Origin of the sequence: Desulfocucumis palustris (assembly GCF_002933875.1) — a bacterium.
GTDB lineage: Bacteria > Bacillota > Desulfotomaculia > Desulfotomaculales > Desulfocucumaceae > Desulfocucumis > Desulfocucumis palustris.
In genome coordinates this window covers 37,654-57,420 of record NZ_BFAV01000092.1, presented here as the reverse complement: position 1 = coordinate 57,420, position 19,767 = coordinate 37,654, and the positions used below count along the sequence as shown (strand labels likewise).

Below are 19,767 nucleotides of genomic sequence, written 5' to 3'. Positions count from 1 at the left end.
TATTGCGAGAGTGGCTTTGGCATTTAAACCAATAAACCTTTTGGCGGGAACGGGTCCTTGCCGTGACTATCTCTGTGTCTTATTTTCCTCCTGCAGCCACTGGCGGGTACAAGCAATTATACCGGCATGTTAGCCTGGTGACGTTGCCGACGGATATGAACAAGTCCAATTCGGCCAATTGTCGCCTTTCCCGCGGTTGTTGCGCCAGTGCAGTGGCTGGAGGTTATCCAGGTCATCTGTTCCACCCTCGGCCACCGGCTTCTCATGGTCAATTTCCCAACCAAAATCGGAATTGACATTCCCGTAATCGGCAAACTTTATCCGCGCGCCACACCGGTCTTCCTTGAATGCGTACTGTTCGTATCCGGGAATAAGGACAGCCTTGTTCCACACCGCTAAAATCGTCCGCGGCTCAAATGGCTCATTCATAATCGTGCTATTTGGTTGACGAACCAAAGTTTCTCCTTTCCGAGACAAAGCGCATCCAACAGCAAAATCACAAATACCCTTGCCTTTGGGGTGCGTTTTACGATATTATGTGATTACACAGAAAACATTAGCTGATTCTCAGCGCCAAGTCCAAGAATGGCCTGTTCTTGGACTTGTTTTTTATCTCTATTTTTTTGACTTCAGCCTTCTCCAGAAAAGGTTTTTACCAATAATTACATTATAACAAAATAATTTCCTCTGTCAACGCTGTTTTTTTTGTGTTACTTCTTAACATTTATCAACTGTCTGCAATTTGGCATATTATTTTGAAGACATTCTGTTTTTTACCAGCTTAGCTTATAACATACCTCCACACAGGCCGACACTGCCGGCTCATAATAATATAAGTGTTAGGCCATCACCGCAGTCCATCAGCCGGCTTTTCCCCGAATCGCCTTTCCCTCCGCCATTCCGGATACACGAAAAAGTCATCGTCAGCTTCGGAATCCTCTGCAATACGCAATTCATCAACCGATAAAGAAAAAATACCACCTGTTTCTTTTGAGTAATATGATTTTAAATCGTCATTGATTAGCTCCAGTTTTTCAATAACATCCTTTAACTTAACCGGCTTCATGATATCCCTCCTTACAAGGTAAAATTCCGCTAAATGACCCTTTCCTTTTACAAGGCTTCAACTATCATGCAAAACATGGTAAAATTAACTGGTTACGGTATAATCCGTTCAGTCTCTTAAATTTTAATGATAAACCGGGTGATTAAATGAAAGTCGGAAGAAATCAGCCCTGCCCCTGCGGGAGCGGGAAAAAATATAAACATTGCTGTGCCAATAATGCCATCACTTTATCAGGACTAAAACCCAGGTTTATTGAACTTCTTTCCAGGGACCACGGCACGCCCGTTTTAGATGAAACGTTTATTGATAAAAACCCCTACAAGGAACTCTCGGCAGCAAGATTGATTTACTCCGCCTTTGTCATGCCGGGCATAGAAGAGTTAGCCCACAGGGAGGCCGGCAAGTTTATCAATAACAGAGGCGCTGATGAGGCCGAACAAATCAAACAGGCCTCCCCTGAAATATTGATTAAGATGATGGAGCAAGGCGTAGACAGCATTAATAACATTCTGTTTGAACAACACTTGCTTCTTTATTCCGAAGCTGTCATGCCGGAAATAATCAGCAAGCTCCGGAACAATGAAAGCGATTTCTTTGCGGAAACAGCAATAAAAGTGCTTCGCAAATCCAAAATAAACTATTCCAAACAAATCCTGGAAATCATCGGCCAGATTCAGGATCCCTACACACTTTCCCTGGTAAATCTGTTACTAGGCTTCATCGGTCCAAGGGAAACAATTCAAACAGTATGGCAGCATTATCACGCATTTAAAGCTGCTTATCCGCTTGAAACCTTCGAGCAGGGACCTTTGTTCGGACTCTATCGCTTTCAGGAAAGGTTTTACAGCATTATCCGGTAAGTATGACTATCAGGGCCGGGCAAATACACATACTCCCCCATTGCCCCATTGGCGGCGCTTAAAAATTTTTTTGCTCCAAAAACCATTCAATAAGGCGTCCGGCGATGGTTTTTTTATCCGGGATTTTTGCCGGCATATTGCGGCTTGAAAACCAGTCGGCATGGGATAACTCCATATTGTCAACGGCAATTTCGCCACCGGCATATTCCGCGGTGAAAGCAATCATAAGGGAGTCCGGGAATGGCCAGGACTGGCTTCCAAAGTATTTTATATTTTTTACCTCAATCCCAACCTCTTCCTTTACCTCCCTTTGCACACACTCCTCCAGGGTTTCTCCCGGTTCAACAAAACCGGCCAGAACGCTATAGAAGCTGGATGGGAATTTTATATTTCTGGCCAGTAATAGTTTATCCTCTTTAACTATTGCCACTATTACAGCGGGGGATATGCGTGGAAAGCTTACAGTGCCGCAAACGGTACATTCCTTGGCAAGCTCATCCGGCTTGTTTTTGGTGGGGCCGCCGCATTTGCCGCAAAATTGATGCTTGCGGGCCCAATTTATAATTTGATACCCGCGTCCGGCCACCCGAAAAATGTCATCCTCGGATTTATTAAGTAATTCTCTCAAACTCAAATAATCAAAACCACCGGGCAGCGATAACGGCTCTCCGGAAAACTCCGCCGCAAAACAGGGAGAGTCATATAGCCTGCCTATATAAATTTCTCTCCTCAGCTGGATTTCCAATGCCGTTAAATCTTCCCTGCCTGGAATTGAGAGTGTGTCATTGTTAATCTTTATAAGCAGTTTGTTATCATAGAACAAAAACCATAACATGCGCGTTAATCACCCTTTGCATCAAAGCAAAATTATGCTTTATATTAAAACAAGTCCTTCCGCCGCACTTACAATGCTCCCCCTGCCCACATTTTTTTAAGCATCGACGGCATCACCGGGAGCGGGCCGCCGCGGAGGCGGAGGCCGCCCGGACCCGGCGTGCCGGCACGGCGGCCAAAGAACTTTGCGGCTGTCGGTTCTCACCACTGCCGTCAGTAAAATTGTAGCACAAATATAGGTAAGCCTGGCGGTAAAATGTTAATCCGGCACCGGGGATAAAGGAGCACTGTTTTTGAGGAACCTGCCGGCGAACCGGATTTAAGCCGCCTGCCAGGCCCGCGGGTTAGTTTGCGGCGTTGGCTCTTCTTATTAATTCCAGCCCGGATTGGGTAACCGATGTCCCCCGCCGTCCCCGGCTTATCAGTACCAGGCCCTTTTCCTCCAGGTGGCCGAGCCTGTTGCGAACCTGGTCCTCAGTCAGGGCGATGCCCGTCTTTAACAATGCCTGTTGAAGGCTCTTCCGGCCCACGGTCTTGCCGTTTTCACAAAACTGGGACAAGACCTTCAACAGGCCCATCTCTTCGGGGGTACAGCCCACGGTGGGTATTCCGCTTTCAGGCCATCCTCCGCCGTCCCCTTCAATAACGGCAAGCAGCTCAGCCGGCAAATCCTCCACCGCTACAGTACGCCCCCTTACCACTGTGGCCAGGTACTCTATTACATTTTTAACCTCCCTGATATTCCCCGGCCAGTTGTAATTCACAAAAGCCTCTTTAACTTCAGGCGATAAAAAATTTTCCGTGCTTATGTCCAATTGCCTTACAAATTGTTCGGCATAGGCAATAATGTCGCTATTTCTTTCCCTCAGGGGCGGCAGTTTTAATGAGAGTACTTTTAAGCGGTAATACAGATCCTCCCTGAACTGGTGTTTTTCAACCAGTTTCTGAAGGTCTTTATTAGTGGCCGCAATAACCCGGACATCCACGGGAATCAAGCTTTCTCCCCCGACCCGCATTACTTCCTTCTCTTCCAGCACCCTTAATAGCTTGGCCTGCACCTGGGCCGGAATTTCTCCTATTTCATCCAGAAAAATGGTTCCCAGGTGAGCCTGCTCAAAAAGCCCCGGCTTCCCCCCGCGCCTGGCCCCTGTGAAAGTACCCTCTTCAAAGCCGAAGAGTTCGCTTTCCAGCAGGTCAATGGGCAGGGCGGCACAGTTTATAGCCACAAAGGGCCGGTTCTTCCGCCTGGAATAATTATGAATGGCATTGGCGAAAAGCTCTTTACCTGTGCCGGATTCCCCAATGATCAGCACATTATAGTCCGTTTCCGCGAATCGTTTGGCATTGTCGATTTGTTTGAGCAATTTTTGGCTTTTTCCATCTATATCGCTAAAGGTGTACTTGGAGGTAAAACCTATTTTGGTCAGGTGTTTACGGAGGCACTTCTCTATTTTTTCAACCTCGCTCAATTCATAGAAAATGCAAATGGCCCCCGAGGGTTCTTCATTTTCCAGCATGGGTATGTTGTTTACCAGCAGGTGTTTTCCCTGGTAGACCCTGGTCTTGTTCTCGTCGGGCTCACCTGAACGCAGGGCCTTGTCCACCTCCAATACCTGCAAAACCTGGTTTTCCTTCCCCAAACATTTCTCGCTCCTGAGTTCCAGCACTTTTTCGGCCGCCTTGTTGAGCATTATAATCCTGCCTTCTTTATCCGCCGCCAACACACCGTTGGTTATTTTGTCAAGAACCATTTGAAGCAGCGTGTTGAGCTTTTGGTTCACCCCCAGGCTGTCGGCAAGGTGTTTTGTTATATCAACAATCGAGCTGATATAGCGGGCGGACAAAAGGCTTGCTTTCTCATCAAGCATGCCCAGACGGCTTAGAATTTCAGCCAGGGTTGTAATATCAATTTTTCTTGTTCCCAGATCAAGCACATTTTTTATACCCGGCGGCACCAGTTGCGGCTCACCCGGCGTAATGGCGTATTCAACCCTTGATGGATTGGGATTCCCGGGGTAATAAGGTATCAGCCACAGGTGCTCAAATCCGAGACCGTATAAAAATTGTATTACCTCCTCAGCGGTTTCCTTGCGGTCATTAACCAGCATGGCCCTGGTTTTTGGCGGAAGCCCCAAAAGCAATTGCAGATTTTTAAAATCAATTGTTCTCCGGGCAATGAGCAGGCGATTCCGTATCTGGTCAATATATTGAGGTATGAAATTCAAAACGGAAGTGGTGGACGCCACAATTAAATCCGCCTCAAGGGATACGGAAGAAAAAGGCTTGTCAACACAGACCCCGGTAACATCAACCCGGTCCCCCAGCAAATCCGTCAACTGCCGGGTTAAGATCCTGGCATTGCCCTGCCCTTTAGTCAGTAGGGTTAAAGAAGAGTGTTTGTGCGGACTCAATTTAAAAACCTCCTGCTTCGACCAATTATAATAATTTTCGACATTTTCCTCTTCTCTCCTTTTAACTGGGTATTAATTGGGGAGGGGTGTTTAAACTGTCCTTTTTTTAGTATTTCTTTCTTGTTTCACGGTTTTTTTACCGCCGGCTTAAAAGCCCTCCCTAAAAGGGATTGCTTAAAGACAGGTATTTGGCGGCACGTTTCATCCGGAAATAATCCGCATGGCGCCGTACTTGCAATATGACCAATGCAATCCTCGAACCCAGGCACTTTGTGTCACCAGCAGCAAATTATCACAGGCCGCCGCCCGGCGAAGCATATAAAGAAGTTCATATCCGCCGGCGGGTTAAGCGCCGCACAGCATTATCAAATTGATGGCCCGGATAACAAAATATTGCTCCGGGCGGGGCTTTACCCCATCCGGATTTGGAAGCCGCCGCCCCGGGTGCCGGCTAATGGGCAAAACAATTGGGTGTAAATTGGGTCTAATGCGGGGACTGAAAAAAAAATTTTTGGCTCATTTCCGTTTCCGCCACGGTTTTCCGGTATGGTACGAAAATTGCTGTTTTAAAACCGAAAGAAAAAACATCAGCTGCAAGAGGAGGTATATGAAGCTTTGAACCTTTTAAACCTGGAACAGGGGCCGTGGAAAACTAACCGCAGTTGGGTCAGCCATTTTAATTTTCTGCCGGAAGTGCGGTCCGGAATATCATTCCCCAAACAAGTAACCTTGCACGATTCAACCCTGCGCGACGGGGAACAGGCGCCGGCGGTGGTTTTCAGCAAAGAGGACAAACTGGAAATAGCCCGCGGGCTGTCAAAGGCGGGAATTCATTATATCGAGGCTGCCTTTCCGGCGGTTTCCAGGGAGGATCAGGCCGCGCTGGAGAGAATTGCCGGAGACGGACTCCAGGCTAAAATCACCTGTCTCTGCCGGGCCATGGAAAAAGACATAGACCTGGCGGCGAATTGCGGTGTCTGGGGGGCCATTATCGAGGTTCCCGTCAGCTATGTCCGGCTGAAATATCAATTCGGCTGGAAAGAAGAAGAGGTGATAGAAAAAGCTTTACGGGTGGCCAGCTATGCCAAGGAGAAGGGTCTCAGCACATACCTGTTCATGATTGATTCCACCAGGGCCAGGGAAGAATTTTTACAGAAACTGCTGACCACCGTTGTGCCCAAGGCCCGGGTGGACAGGGTATCCGTGGTGGACACCGCGGGCTGCGTCAATACAGGGGGCATGGGCTACCTGGTAAGAAAAGTAAGCCAGTGGGTTGATGTGCCCATAGAGGTGCATTGCCACAACGACTTCGGCCTGGGGGTGGCAAACTCTCTGGCCAGCATAGAAAACGGGGCGGAGTCTATTTCCTGCACTGTCAGCTCGTTCGGTCAAAGAGCCGGTAACGCGGCCACGGAAGAGCTGGCGATGGCACTGCAGTATCTCTATGGATTGGAAACAGGCCTTGATTTTGAGGCCCTGTACGAAGTTGTGCAGAGGATTCATACCATCAGCGGCTGGAAATTCCCTCCCAACAAGCCGGTGGTGGGCGAAAAGGTATTCACCTGGGAGGCCGGTATTCCCGTGGCGGCCCTGGTAAAAAATCCTCATACCGTCGAACCCTTCCAGCCGGAAATATTCGCCAGGAGCCACGACATTGAGCTTGGTAAAAAATGCGGCCGGGCAAATATTCTGTGGTGGCTGGACAAGCTTAATGTCTCCGCTGATGAAGACACTGTGAAAGAACTGGTGAACGAGGTAAAAAATGAGGCAAGCCGCTTAAAAAGATTGATTACAATTAAAGAATTCAAAAGCCTTTTGGAGAAATTCGACCTCTATTCCAACTCCTAGTGCAAAGTATTTTAAGTAATAACTGGAGGGAACCAAATGAACACCGAGGATAAAAACAAGGAAAACTCCAAGTACCGGATTTTTGATCTTACCTGGGTGGAAGTAAAAGAATGGCTGAAAAAAACCGATGTGGTACTGGTTCCCATCGGCAGCACCGAGCAACACGGCCCGGGTCTGCCAATGGGCATTGATTCCTATGCGGGATACTATGTCTGCATTGAAGCGGCCAAAAAGGCGGAAGTCCCCGTGGCCCCTTTGCTGCCGTACGGTTACAGCTGTTTCCACATGCGCCCCGACGAACCCGGCACCATAACGCTCCGGGATGAAACCCTGTTTAACGTACTGTACGACATTGGCCGTAGCCTGATTTACCACGGCTTCAAAAAAATCGTCTTCAGCACGGGACATACCAGCAACGCTCCCACCGTGGACCGGGTAATCAGGGCCCTGCGTTACGAAACAGGGGCAATGGCGGTGGGTTACGCAGCCGATACCGAAGTTTTTTCCGAACTCTGCGAAGATCTTATTGAGGGCAAGGACCAATTGCCGGGCTGGCACGCCGGAGAGATTGAAACCTCCGGGGCCATGCTCATCTGCCCCGACCTGGTGCGCCTGGATAGAGTGGAAAAAACCCTTCCCACCACCCCCGGCTATCTTCCCGGGGGCAGTGTAAAGGATTCGGGCTCGGGATTCGGGTTCAAGTACAAAGATTTTCCCATTCGTTTTCCCTTTGACCAGTGGGAATACAGCAAAACGGGAATTATGGGAAATCCTCACCTGGCCAGCAGGGAAAAGGGGGAAAAGATATACGGCAGAATGATTGACCTGTTCGCCGAATTTTTAACAAAATTAAAGGCTGTTCCCGTGGAAATAACCAAAAAAGATTTTCCCGAAAGATTTTAGAATCAGGCGGTGTTTATAAATGAGCACTAATTTGTCATCCAATAAACGTTTTTTATCCGATCGCGCCAAAGGAGAGAACCCGGCGGACGAACGCCGTAAATTAATTGAATTAGCCAACGAGCTGGGCCAGATAATCAATTTGGGCCGGGGCGACCCGGATCTGCCCACCCCGCGGCACATAATCAAGGCGGCCCAGGAAGCCTTGGCGGAGGGCGCCACCCACTATACGGCCTGGGCCGGCCTGCCCGGTTTAAGAAAGGCCATAAGCAAAAAACTGGCGGAGGAAAACGGCATATCGGTCAACCCGGACAAGGAGATAATTGTTACAGTGGGGGCCCAGGAGGCTATCTTTTTAGCCATGATGACCTTAATAAACCCGGGCGACGAGGTAATCGTACCGGAACCCAGATACACTCCCTACGATAGCTGCATTGAAATAGCGGGGGGCAAAATAGTGCCGGTGGTGGCCAGGGCGGAGAATAACTTTGAAATAACGGCGGAAGACGTGGCCGAGGTAATTACGCCAAAATCAAAAATGCTATTAATTATTTCCCCCAACAACCCCACCGGGGCTGTTATCAGCCGTGGCAACCTTGTGAAAATAGCTGAACTGGCCGAGCGGGAGGATCTGGTGGTAATATCGGACGAGCTCTACGAGCGTCTGGTTTTTGACGGGATTCAGACAACCAGCGTGGCCTCCCTGCCCAGAATGTTCGAGCGCACCCTTACAGTTAACGGTTTTTCCAAAGCCTATTCCATGACCGGCTGGAGAGTGGGCTACCTTGCCGGCCCCGGTGATATTATTTCTCCCATGCTCAACCTCAAATACTCCGTAACCATTTGCGCGCCCGCGGTATCTCAATACGCGGCCCTGGCGGCGCTGGAAGAATCCCAGGACTGCGTTAAGGAGACAGTCGCCGTGTACCAGGAACGGCGCCAGGCAGCCATGAGGTGGCTGGATCGTTTGGGCTGGAAATATGTTGCGCCGGGGGGCTCATTCTATATATTACCGGATGTTTCAAAGTACGAAATGAAGTCCTTTGACCTTGCGGTGTACCTGCTGAAAAATGCCAGGGTATTTACCTTCCCCGGCACCGCCTTCGGCAAAGCGGGGGAAGGTTACCTGAGATTGTCGCTCCTGGTGTCCACCAAGGAAATAAATGAGGCATTTGAAAGAATTGAAAAGGCGCTGGACAGGATCTCCATCACAAACTCCTAAATGTTTGCAAATCTCCCTTTGCATTTCCCCTGGCTCCGGTCAGGGGTATTATTTTTAAAACAACCCGCCTGCCGCCCGCAGCCCCCATTACACCCCAAATAAATTATGAATTGGTTTATTATTGGGCCGGTTTGGGGGAGCCGGGAATCCCCATATTCATAAAAAAGGCCGGGAGAGCAATTTAAAAGCGCATTAATCCTTTTGGCGCGAAACTTGCTAAATAGAGTTGCGGCACAAATACAACGTTGTTAACAGCCAATTAACCAGTTATCACAGGAAGGAGTGTAAAAAGCTTATATGGGAGCAACCCGAAAGGAAAATTACACTTTGCCCCCCTGCCGCGAAGCCTGCCCGGCAGGAGTAAACGTACCCGTATATATCAGGTACATCAGGCAAGGCAAATTTGACGAGGCACTGTCGGTAATAAGAGAGAGCATCCCTTTCCCCGCCGTATGCGGCTATGCCTGCGTACATCCCTGTGAAACCAAATGCGCCAGGGCGCAGTACGACCAGCCGCTGGCCATCCGCATGCTCAAGCGCAGCGCCGCGGAAATAGGCGGCGGGCTGTGGAAACAAAATGTAAAAATCGCGCCTTCCACCGGCAAAAAAGCGGCGGTGGTGGGGGCGGGCCCCTGCGGACTGACCGCGGCCTATTATCTGGCCGGCAAGGGGCACCGGGTGACTGTTTACGAGGCCATGCCGGAGGCAGGCGGCATGATGCGCTATGGCATCCCCTCCTACCGCCTGCCCGGTTCCATCCTTGACGCCGAAATTGCCGAAATCGCCGGCCGGGGCATCGCCATCAAAACCGGGACCAGGATCGATTCGGCGGCATCCCTGTTGCGGGAGGGCTATAACGCCGTGTTCCTGGCTTCCGGCGCCTGGCAAAGCAGCAAGCTCGGCATGGCCGGAGAGGAAATGCCGGTTATTGACGGCATCAGCTTTCTGCAAGACGTGAACAATGGCACCGCGGCCTCCCCCGGCCGGAGAGTGGCCGTAATCGGCGGCGGCAACACAGCCATTGATGCGGCCAGGTCCGCGGTTCGCCTGGGCGCCGGAGAAGTGGCGGTCATCTACCGCCGCGCCCTGGACCAGATGCCCGCCGGCGCAGAGGAGATCGCCGCCGCCCTGGAAGAAGGCGTAATAATTGAATGTCAGGCCGCGCCGGTGAAAGCAACCCGGGGCCTGCTAACCTGCGTCAGAACAAAGCCGGGCTCCCGGGACGCCGGCGGCAGACCCGCTCCCGTCCCGGTGGAGGGCAGTGAGTTCACCATTGCCACCGACGCGGTAATAGTCGCCATCGGCCAAAAAGCCGACCCCCTGGTATTCAAGGTGGCCGGCAACCCCGACGGCACCATTCAGGTAAACGACGACACCCTGGCCACAAGCATGGAGGGCGTATTTGCCGCCGGTGACGCCGTAACCGGCCCCTCATCCATTATCCAGGCAGTGGCCCAGGGCAAGCGGGCAGCCGGAGCAATTGACAGATACCTGGGCGGAGACGGAGATATTCACGAAGCCCTGGCGCCCGGAGAAATGCCCGCGCCGGCCCCGGCCATGCCCATGGGCACGGAGAGGGCTTTCACGCGCACCATCCCGTACGGACAGCGGCTGAATACCTTCCAGGCAGTGGAAACACCCTTCAGCGAAAACGTCGCCAGGCGTGAAGCCCGGCGCTGCCTTGGCTGCGACGTCACCAGATTCAAAGTGGAGGTGGACTACGCGGCCTGCAAAGCCTGCGGTTATTGCCAGGAGGTTTGCCGCCCGGGCGTGTTCGACCCTGCGGGCGGATTCAATGACCGGGGATACAAGCCAATGCAGGCGGCGCATGATGAAAAATGCGTGGGCTGCTACAAATGCTTCTTTGTTTGCCCCGATTTTGCCATCAGCATTGAGAAAGCAGGTGAAGCTGATTAATGAAACGCTACTTCGATACAGGCAACAGAGCCATCACGGAAGGGGCCATACTGGCCGGCTGCAAAGTATTCGCCGGCTACCCCATCACCCCGGCCACCGAGATAGCCGAGAACATGTCCCGCAGACTGCCGGAGGTGGGCGGCTATTACGTTCAGGCCGAGGACGAGATGACCGGGATGCATATTGCGGTGGGCGCCTCCCTGGGCGGCTTGAAAACCATGACCGCCACCTCGGGCCCGGGCTATATTTTATACGCCGACCCTTACGGCTGGGCCCTGGGCTGTGAAATACCCATTGTGGTGGTAAACGCCCAGCGGGTCGGCCCGGTATCAGGCATCACCGGCGCCCCGGGCCAGGGGGAATTTTACATTGCCAGGTACCCAACCCACGGCGGCAATGCCGAAACCATCGTGCTGGCCCCCAATAGCGTACAGGAGGCATTCTCCCTGACCGTGGAAGCATTTTACCTTTCGGAGCGGTTTAGAATGCCCGTTACCGTTCTGGCCGACCAGTTGGTCACCGACGGCTGGGAAACCCTGGAGCTTCCGGAAACCAGGGAAGAAATAGAAAAAATGGGCCTTCGCTTTAAAGAGCGTGAAATTTGCCGGGGCCCGGTGTTCTATCCCTTCACCGACCAGCTGGACGTGCCGCCGGTGGTAATGGGCCACAACACCGGCGGCACCTGCTCCGACTGGACCCCCACCGACGAGGGCTATGATACCGAGGAGGTGGAATGGGCGCACAAACACTCCTACAGGCTGATTAACAAGGTCAGGAACAATAAGGAAGTTATCCGGCGCTATGAAGAGCATTTCATGGACGACGATCCCGATGTGGTGCTGGTTGCGTACGGCAGCCCGTCCCGGGTCATGATCAGCTGCGTCAAAAAGGCCCGGGAAGAAGGTTTGAAGGTCGGCTGCATCCGGCCCATTTCTCTCTGGCCCTTTTTGGACGACCTATACCACAGGAAGACCAACTACCTGGTGGTGGAACTGAACTACGACGGCCAGTTGGTTCGCGAGGTGCAGCGCTGCGTCCCCACGGGCAGCAACGTGCATTTCTTCGGAAAATGCGGCGAACTGCCCAGCGTGGCCGAGATGCTGCTGCAAATAAAACAAATTCTAAACGGCGAACCGCTGGTCCGGTCAGACAACTGGGAATGGGAGGCGTGGTAAAAGATGGATTATCTGGCAAACAAATACCTGCGGCCCAGAAAGATACCCAGCACCGCCTGCAGCGGGTGCGGGCTGGGTCAGGTGCATAAAAAAACCGTTAAGGCCATCGACGAACTGGGTCTGGGCGTGGAAGACGTGGTATGGGGCACAGGCATCGGCTGCGCCGGCCGGCAGACCTTTGCCACCTGGAAGGGCGACAACTTTGCCGGCACCCACGGCAGGGTATACGCCATAGCCTCGGGCCTGCGCATCGCCCTGCCGCCGGATAAAAAGATCATCTGCACCGTGGGCGACGGCGACTCCTTCGGAATCGGTTTCTTAAACCTTCTGCACTGCGCCCGGCGCAACGTGGATATGACTGTGGTGGTCTGCGACAACCTGGGTTACATGTCCACCGGCGGGCAATACGGCTGGACCACTCCCCTGGGGGTAAAAACCGACAGCTCACCCTACGGCACCTACGAATCAAATTTTATGCAGGAAGGCCAGGATGTGCTCAATATTCTTAAGGACGCCGGGGCGACTTTCCTGGCCAGGCATACCAGCCTGCAGGGCCAGGAAGCGGTGGAAAGCATTAAAAAAGCAATCCTCAATAAAGGGTTCTCCCTGGTGCATGTGATATATCCCTGCGTGACCAACTTCTCCGACCGGGCGCTGGGGACAAGAAAACCCATAGCCATGTACAACTGGATCAAGGAACGCACCTACGGGCTGCACGACAGGGTGCCGGAGAACGAAATGTGCTTCAGAACCGGGATTTACCACGACGCCTCCAACACCAGACAGGAATTCTCCGCCAGGCTTTTGGAGTTTACCAGGGAGATTCAAAGGAGGGCGCGCTGATGGGAAAAAGGATCGAAGTGCTGATTAGCGGTTTCGGCGGCCAGGGAGTGGTGAGGCTGGGACAGATACTGGCCCAGGTTTCGGTTGACGAAAACCTGTATACCACCATGCTGGTCAGCCACGGAACGGAAACCAGGGGCGGCTACGTCAGGACACAGGTGGTTATATCCGACGCGCCGGTGGACAGTCCGGTATGCGAAGACCCTGATTTTCTGGTGGCCATGTCCAAGGCGGCTTACAACAAATTCAAACCGCTGGTGAGCCAGGGTGTCATTATTTATGAGCCTTATTACGTGGAGCAGGACCACGGCCTCCACTGCCGGCAGATTTCGGTGAACGCCCGGGAAATGGCCATAAACGAACTGGGCCGGGAAATATATGCCAATGTGGTGGTCCTGGGATACCTGACCAGACTGCTGGACGGCACTTTAAGCAAAGACCAGGTGCTGAAGGTAATGCTGCAAAAAATCCCCAAATTTCACGAAGAGAATAAAAAAGCATTTGAACTGGGATATTCACTGGCCGTCAGTTAACTTTCAACAAAACCGGGCGCCCCGGCAAAAAACGGGGCGCGCAAACAAATATGGCAGGGATAATGAAATATTACTCCCTGCCATAAAGGTGCCGCTATCCCGGGTCAGCCGGGTAGCGGCTATTCATTTTCCACCCGGCCGGCAGTGGACTGCCGGCCGGGTATTCCCAGGCCGAAAAATTTCCAGACAATAAACGCCATCAGCCAGGCGGCGGCGCCAACCACAATACCCGAGGCCTCAAAACCCCAGATATCAACCACCATGCCCAGAAACCAGGGGCCCAGGACCAGCCCCAGATCACAAAAGAACCTGTTAATCCCTATCATCATCCCCATTCTATCAGGCGGGGTAACATCCCCCAGTAAAGCTAAATTGATATTGTTGCCCATTCTGCCAAATGCGAACAGGGCCGCCACTATTACAAAAACAGCGGTGGTATCGGCGAACTTCAGGCACATGGTTCCAATGCCCGCCACCAGTAAACAGGGGATTAGTATGGCTCCCCGGCCGTATTTGTCCGACAGGACGCCGCCAAACAGGCTGACAGCAAACCTGACTACAGCCATGGCGCCGAGAATTATCCCCAGGACTCCGGGTTCAAGCCCCAGCACCCTGCTGCCGTAAAGCGGAATGATAGTGTTGTTGAATCCTTCAAGAACAAACAAAAGAACAAAGGTTACAAAGTTAACGGCGATTACATCAATCCAAAAAGTACGTTCCAGGCGCGAATTATTATTAATGTTTTGGACCCCGCATTCCCCGTCGTCCCGGACAGCCGGCCGGGACTCTCCGTTCACCGGTTTCCTGAGCAAACCAATATTGCAGGCCAGTGCCAGAAGGCCGGCCAGGCAGCCTGTCCAGAAAGCGGCGCGCCAGTTAAAGGCGTAAGCCGCCAGGCCGCCCAGGGCAGGCCCCAGGGATACCCCGCCAAGCAAAAAGGCCTGGTATGTTGCCAGGAGGCTTCCCCGGTTTTGGGAGTCTGCTTTTTTATTCAGCATAACCACCGCTGAAATGATTGTCAGGGCCGATCCCCCGCCGGCCACCGCCCTGCCCAGTAAAAGGAAAGAATAGTCAGGCGCCAGGGCCGTGATTAGAGAGCCCGCAATTACAAGAACAGCGCCCCAGCACAAAACCCATTCCAGATTTAACCGCCGGGTCAGAAAGCTGGACGGTATATCAAGGAGCAGCCTGGTAAAGGCAAAAACAGAAATGACCAGGCTTGTCCTGGCCGCGCTCTCCAGCTTAAAATAAACCTGGATATCGTGCAAAATGGGGCCAACCACGCCCAGCCCGGTCATGACAAAAAGCACGGAAAAATATATTTGCCAATTTTCGCCTATTTTTTTTATCATCAATATAACTACTCTTCTTTCCATATAGTCCGGGGATACCGGGCCGGCCTTCCGGTCCCAATCCAAAACATAAGGGACTTTCGGTCTTTACGCGTTTTTTAAAGTTTTGCCCTGCTTCTTTTTCATCGACAGTACAAATGTTAAAACCGCAGCTATTAAAAGAATCGCGCTGATTGGCCTGGTTACAAACACCAGGGGATCACCGTTTGAAATCAGCAGCGCGCTGAGCAGGTTTCTTTCCACCATATCCCCCAGAATCAGGGCAATGACCAGCGGCACCACCGGTATATTCACCTTTTTAAATATCCAGCCTACAACACCGAAAATAAACATAACCACCATGTCGGAATAACTGTTGCCATACAAATAGGCGCCCAAAAAAGTAACGGCTATAATCAAGGGGGCCAAAATATTAACCGGTATTTTCAAAAATTGAAGAACTGCTTTAATACCAAGCAATCCCAGCAGCAATAACACGAAGTTTCCCACAAAGTACCCGCCAAAGATCAAATATACCAGGTTGGGGCTGTCACGAAGCAAAAAGGGCCCGGGGGTTAATCCGTGCATAATCAGCGCGCCCATTAAAATGGCGACACTGGCTGAACCGGGAATACCCAGTGAAAGAGCTGGCACCAGAGCGCCGCCGACCAGCGCGTTGTTGGCGGCCTCGGGGGCTGAAACACCTTCAATATGCCCCTTTCCGAACTCCCCGGGTGTTTTGGAGGAGCGCTTTGCGACGTCGTAGGCTATGAATGAAGCCACACTGGCCCCCACACCGGGAACGGCCCCAATAATGGAGCCTATTATACCACTTCTCAAAATAGTAAATTTTAACTGGAGAAATTCCTTAAAGGTAATTCCCTCTCCCGGCTCGATTCCTTTAAAACCGGCCTCATCACCATTGGTTTTAATATTCTCCAGCATCCTGAATCCTTCAGCCAGGGCAAACAAGCCGATCATGACGGGTATTTCGCTGATTCCGCTCATCAATGAGGGCATATCGAAGGTATAACGCCCAAACCCGACGAACGGGTCAATCCCCACTGTGGCCAGCAGCAAACCCAGCATTGCCGATATCCAGCCTTTAATAACATTGTCACTGGTTAAGCTGGCTATAATGGCTATGCCGCAAAGGGCCAGCGCAAACATTTCCGACGGCCCGAACTTCAAGCCGAATAGCGCCAGCGGGGGGGCAAGGGTGGCCAGAATAATAGCGCTGATTGTCCCGCCGCTGACACTTGAAACCAGGGAAGTGCCCAGGGCTTTACCCGGCTGACCTTTTTGGGCCATGGGATATCCGTCTAAAATGGTGGCAGCGGCGGCACCCGTTCCGGGAGCGTTGATTATAATCGCCGAAATTGAGCCGCCGTACTCCGCAGCCGCATAAATAGCTATTAGAAATAATATGGCGCTTTCCACCGGCATACTTAAAGTCAATGGCAAAAAAATAGCCAGTGCCGCGGAGGCGCCTATTCCCGGTATTGCCCCTAAAATAATTCCAATGGCAATACCTAAAAAGATTGCTCCTAGATTTGATAAGGTGAAGACAGCCAAAAACCCGTTAAATAGTTCCCCCATTTAAACCCCCCCTGTGCCTTGTTAATTAAACCAGAGTGACTCCAAGCAGCACTTCCAAAATCAAATATACTCCCGCAACAAATAATAAGGGAACCATTACAATTAAATGCCATTTTCTCATACCCAAAAGATATAACATAATTGGCACAAACAATAATGTGGCGGCTAAAAAGCCCAGCGGACGCATGGCCACAAGATAAACAGCGGTTAAAACAATATACTTATAAATTCCTTTTAATTGCCAGTCGATTTTTTGCTCCGGCTCCCTTAAAGTGATAATAAAAAGCAAAAAACAGAAACACATTAATAATATCAACAAAAATTTGGGCCAGAAATCAGGCCCCGGCAAACCTGATTGCAATGAAGGGGGGAAAGAGGAAGTTTTCACAAACAAAAATATGCTTACTATAAAAATAATTATGGATAAGCCAAAATTAGCTGTTCTCATTGAATCACCACCTCTGTTCCAGTTATGCTTCCAGGAAAAAACCGGATACTTTTTAAAATAACTTCCGTTTTTCCAGCCATAAACAGTATTTTCTGAAATAATCACCTAAACCAGCGATGAAACGCAGCCCTTAATCGAATATAAAGAATCCCAGATGGATTTTCATATTAAAACACCGTAATGGCGGTCAGACAAAGGATGCTCGTACCGGAGCAGATGCTGCCGCCTGCCTGCCGTGACCGGCGACGGTCACGGCAGGCAGGCGGCCTCCGGGGCACGGGTTGCATCCCGCTCGGCATGGCTGATTACCGCTGGCCTTCTTCCCTGGTTTATCATTGCGGGCAATACTGAATCAGGCTTTACCGGCAAGTTGCAGTGCCCATGCCAAAATATTGCTTTTACCGGCTAAAAGGGTGTTAGCCGGAGGCAACTGGTTATTACTTGACTATACCTATCTTTTTAAGATAATCATTGGCCTCAGTGGTTTCCGCCAGGAATTCAGCGGTAAAGTCTTCGGGAGTCATTTTTTTGTATGTTGTATTGGTTTTTTTCAGGTATTCCTCCCATTCCGCTGTTTCCATCGCTTTGTTAAAGGCATTTACAATGATTTCCTTTCTATTATCCGGTATTCCTTTCTTTGCCATTACACCGCGGACTTGATAGCTGGGTTTCATTTTAAAACCTGCTTCATTAATGGTGGGAACATCCGGATAGTTGGCGTCTTTTTCCTCGGCGAAAACCACTATGGGACGCAAGGTGCCCTCTTGCACATAGGGAAGTATTTGGGCGGGATCATAAACCAGGCCATCCACATGGCCTCCCAGCACTTCCTTTAAAGCCGCGCTTCCGCCCTCCTGGGGAACATATTTCAAGGACACCCCGGCCTCATTAATCATATTGAACAGGTTTTGGTGGTGCACGGAGCCGATTCTGGAACCGGTTATGGACAATTTATCCGGATTCTGTTTGGCGTAAGCTATAAATTCATCGACATTTTTTATGGGCAGTTTTGAATTCACCGCCAGCATATAGGTGCTTACCTGCGCCCTGACAAGATAATCAAAATCTTCCGCCTTGGCTGGAAAACCGGGCATATTCATAAAACCCGACAGGCTTGAGGAAAAGTGGGACAGGGTATAACCGTCCCCGGGAGCCTTCAAAACATCTACCAGCGCTTCCGCTCCATTACCTCCGGTTTTAGTAACAATTTTAATCGGCTGCCCAAGCTCCGCTTCAGCAAGCTTGGTGATTGTCCTTACATAAGTGTCGCCTGCGGACCCGGGGTCATTCCACTGGAGAAAGGTAATCTCCTTGGCCGGATAATCATCCTTGGCCTGTTCACCGGTTCCGCCGCCCCCGCAGCCGGAAACGGCCAGGGCGGCAATCACCAGCAAGCTCAATATTAAAAATAATTTTAACCTTCCGGTATGAATAAACATGTACTTCCCCCCCATATAATGTAACCGGCATTATAATAAAAACCTTACGCGGAAGTCTTAAAATTTGACAATTACTTTCATGGTCCGGCCCTTCTGCTCCTCCAGGCGTTCAAGACCCTTGACAATCCCATCCAGTGCTATAGTGTGGGTAATCATCGGTTTAACGTCTATCACACCGGACTCTATCAGCTTCAGGCAATACGGCACCGTGCCGTGCTGCCCCCTGGAGCCCCTTATTTCTATTTCCCGGTCTTTAAATTCAGTAATCCGCAATGTCGCTTTATTGCCGGAGAAGTTGCCGACCACCACTATTAATCCGCCGGGCTTGACAATCTGGGTTGTTTGTTGAATGGTGGTATCCTGCATTCCCCCAACGGCTTCAATAACCTTGTCAAAGCCGTTTTGCCTCGTGAATTCCAGGGACTTGCCGACCACATCATCTTTTAATACGTTTACCACTTCGTCGGCGCCCATTTTTTTAGCGATCTCCAGCCTGAAGTCCTCTGTATCCGTGACCAGAACCTGTGCCCCGCAGGCCTTTGCCAGCGCCGCCGCGCTGAGCCCAATGGGGCCGGCTCCCAATACGGCCACCGTGTCGCCAACCGTCACAACCGCCCTTCTTCTGACGGCGTTAAGCGCCACCCCCAGCGGCTGCGCCAGGGCCGCTTCTTCAAAGGAGATGCTTTCCGGCATTTTATATATGTTTATTCCCTCAGGCACCCTGACAAATTCAGCAAAAGCGCCGTCCATTTTGAACCCGAAATTTACTGTTGTTTTGCACAGGTTTGGTCTGCCGGCCTTGCATTGGGGACATTGTCCGCAGGTCTTATTCGTATCCACCACTACCCGGTCCCCAACTTTAAAATCTTTTATTTCAGGCGACAGCGCTTCAATTACCCCGGAAAATTCATGACCGAGAATTCTGGGAAAAGTTACTTTCTGGTGTTTGCCTTTATAGGCGTGAAGATCGGAGCCGCAGATAGCGCAGGCTTTAATGCGCAGCAAAACTTCCCCCTTACCCGGAACGGGGGTTTCCACCTCTTCAACCCGCATATCGTAGGGACCATGCAATACAGCTGCAAGCATTCTCCTAACCTCTCTTCCTTTAAAGCAAAGTATTATGAATCGGATTTCAGCTTACCGCCGGAGGCGGTGTTTTCAGGCTTAATGTCGGTAAAATAGATTTTCACTTTTTCTTCTTTTGTATTTGCAATTCTGGCTACTTCCCTGGTAACAACCCTGGCAATCTCCCTCTTTTGCTCTACTGTTCTTCCTTCCACCATGGAAATCTGTATCAGCGGCATATTAAAACCCTCCTTTATTAAAACCTTCTTTAATAGC

At 51.0% G+C, this 19,767-nt stretch carries 18 protein-coding genes; 8 read left to right on the top strand and 10 right to left on the bottom strand.

Annotated features, from left to right (window positions below; all coding sequences use genetic code 11):
* Positions 1–129 precede the first annotated feature (129 nt).
* The gene (locus tag DCCM_RS07120) at positions 130–456 is read right to left on the bottom strand and encodes an HNH endonuclease signature motif containing protein (protein ID WP_104371730.1); all 327 of its coding nucleotides are present in this window, start codon (positions 454–456) and stop codon (positions 130–132) included.
* A 391-nt stretch (positions 457–847) separates the two neighbouring features.
* Positions 848–1,066 (bottom strand): hypothetical protein, encoded by a 219-nt coding sequence (locus DCCM_RS07115; RefSeq protein WP_104371729.1) that lies wholly within the window; start codon positions 1,064–1,066, stop codon positions 848–850.
* A gap of 146 nt (positions 1,067–1,212) precedes the next feature.
* Between DCCM_RS07115 and DCCM_RS19435 the strand changes: the two genes are divergently transcribed.
* Entirely contained in the window at positions 1,213–1,926 is a 714-nt protein-coding gene (locus tag DCCM_RS19435) for a YecA family protein (RefSeq protein WP_269433738.1), read from the top strand.
* Between the two features lie 58 nt (positions 1,927–1,984).
* Here DCCM_RS19435 and nudC read toward each other — a convergent pair whose 3' ends face one another.
* Positions 1,985–2,761, bottom strand: a complete 777-nt coding sequence (nudC, locus tag DCCM_RS07105; RefSeq protein ID WP_104371728.1) for an NAD(+) diphosphatase — start codon at positions 2,759–2,761, stop codon at positions 1,985–1,987.
* 343 nt (positions 2,762–3,104) lie between these two features.
* Positions 3,105–5,171, bottom strand: coding sequence for a sigma 54-interacting transcriptional regulator (locus tag DCCM_RS07100; protein WP_104371727.1), 2,067 nt, complete (start codon positions 5,169–5,171; stop codon positions 3,105–3,107).
* Positions 5,172–5,786: 615 nt separating this feature from the next.
* On the opposite strand from DCCM_RS07100, the gene DCCM_RS07090 reads away from it, so the two are divergent.
* The 7 genes from DCCM_RS07090 (at position 5,787) to DCCM_RS07060 (ending at position 13,609) form a co-directional block, all read left to right on the top strand.
* Positions 5,787–7,019 (top strand): LeuA family protein, encoded by a 1,233-nt coding sequence (locus DCCM_RS07090; RefSeq protein ID WP_165792048.1) that lies wholly within the window; start codon positions 5,787–5,789, stop codon positions 7,017–7,019.
* A 36-nt stretch (positions 7,020–7,055) separates the two neighbouring features.
* Positions 7,056–7,922: a creatininase family protein gene (locus DCCM_RS07085; protein ID WP_104371724.1), complete on the top strand. Its 867-nt coding sequence runs from the start codon at positions 7,056–7,058 to the stop codon at positions 7,920–7,922.
* A 19-nt stretch (positions 7,923–7,941) separates the two neighbouring features.
* On the top strand, positions 7,942–9,141 hold the full coding sequence (locus tag DCCM_RS07080; RefSeq protein WP_104371723.1) for a pyridoxal phosphate-dependent aminotransferase: 1,200 nt from the start codon (positions 7,942–7,944) through the stop codon (positions 9,139–9,141).
* Between the two features lie 297 nt (positions 9,142–9,438).
* Positions 9,439–11,058, top strand: a complete 1,620-nt coding sequence (locus DCCM_RS07075) for an FAD-dependent oxidoreductase (protein WP_104371722.1) — start codon at positions 9,439–9,441, stop codon at positions 11,056–11,058.
* Positions 11,058–12,233, top strand: coding sequence for a 2-oxoglutarate ferredoxin oxidoreductase subunit alpha (locus DCCM_RS07070; RefSeq protein ID WP_104371721.1), 1,176 nt, complete (start codon positions 11,058–11,060; stop codon positions 12,231–12,233). The genes DCCM_RS07075 and DCCM_RS07070 overlap by 1 nt, the downstream gene beginning before the upstream one ends.
* Before the next feature lie 3 nt (positions 12,234–12,236).
* Complete coding sequence (locus DCCM_RS07065; protein ID WP_104371720.1) at positions 12,237–13,076, top strand: thiamine pyrophosphate-dependent enzyme; 840 nt, start codon at positions 12,237–12,239, stop codon at positions 13,074–13,076.
* The gene (locus DCCM_RS07060) at positions 13,076–13,609 is read left to right on the top strand and encodes a 2-oxoacid:ferredoxin oxidoreductase subunit gamma family protein (protein WP_104371719.1); all 534 of its coding nucleotides are present in this window, start codon (positions 13,076–13,078) and stop codon (positions 13,607–13,609) included. Before DCCM_RS07065 ends, DCCM_RS07060 begins: the two co-directional genes overlap by 1 nt.
* A 119-nt stretch (positions 13,610–13,728) precedes the next feature.
* On the opposite strand, the gene DCCM_RS07055 is transcribed toward DCCM_RS07060, so the two are convergent.
* The 6 genes from DCCM_RS07055 to DCCM_RS07030 all read right to left on the bottom strand — a co-directional run bounded on the left by DCCM_RS07055 (position 13,729) and on the right by DCCM_RS07030 (position 19,730).
* The gene (locus DCCM_RS07055; RefSeq protein WP_231702692.1) at positions 13,729–14,961 is read right to left on the bottom strand and encodes an MFS transporter; all 1,233 of its coding nucleotides are present in this window, start codon (positions 14,959–14,961) and stop codon (positions 13,729–13,731) included.
* 87 nt (positions 14,962–15,048) lie between these two features.
* The gene (locus DCCM_RS07050; RefSeq protein ID WP_104371717.1) at positions 15,049–16,539 is read right to left on the bottom strand and encodes a tripartite tricarboxylate transporter permease; all 1,491 of its coding nucleotides are present in this window, start codon (positions 16,537–16,539) and stop codon (positions 15,049–15,051) included.
* Positions 16,540–16,564: 25 nt separating this feature from the next.
* Positions 16,565–17,092 carry a tripartite tricarboxylate transporter TctB family protein gene (locus tag DCCM_RS07045; RefSeq protein WP_104371716.1) on the bottom strand — a complete coding sequence of 176 codons (528 nt, stop codon included), beginning with the start codon at positions 17,090–17,092 and terminating at the stop codon, positions 16,565–16,567.
* 332 nt (positions 17,093–17,424) lie between these two features.
* Positions 17,425–18,426 (bottom strand): Bug family tripartite tricarboxylate transporter substrate binding protein, encoded by a 1,002-nt coding sequence (locus DCCM_RS07040; protein WP_165792046.1) that lies wholly within the window; start codon positions 18,424–18,426, stop codon positions 17,425–17,427.
* Between the two features lie 57 nt (positions 18,427–18,483).
* On the bottom strand, positions 18,484–19,512 hold the full coding sequence (locus tag DCCM_RS07035) for a zinc-dependent alcohol dehydrogenase (RefSeq protein WP_104371714.1): 1,029 nt from the start codon (positions 19,510–19,512) through the stop codon (positions 18,484–18,486).
* Between the two features lie 32 nt (positions 19,513–19,544).
* On the bottom strand, positions 19,545–19,730 hold the full coding sequence (locus DCCM_RS07030; RefSeq protein ID WP_104371755.1) for a tautomerase family protein: 186 nt from the start codon (positions 19,728–19,730) through the stop codon (positions 19,545–19,547).
* Between the last annotated feature and the right edge of the window lie 37 nt (positions 19,731–19,767).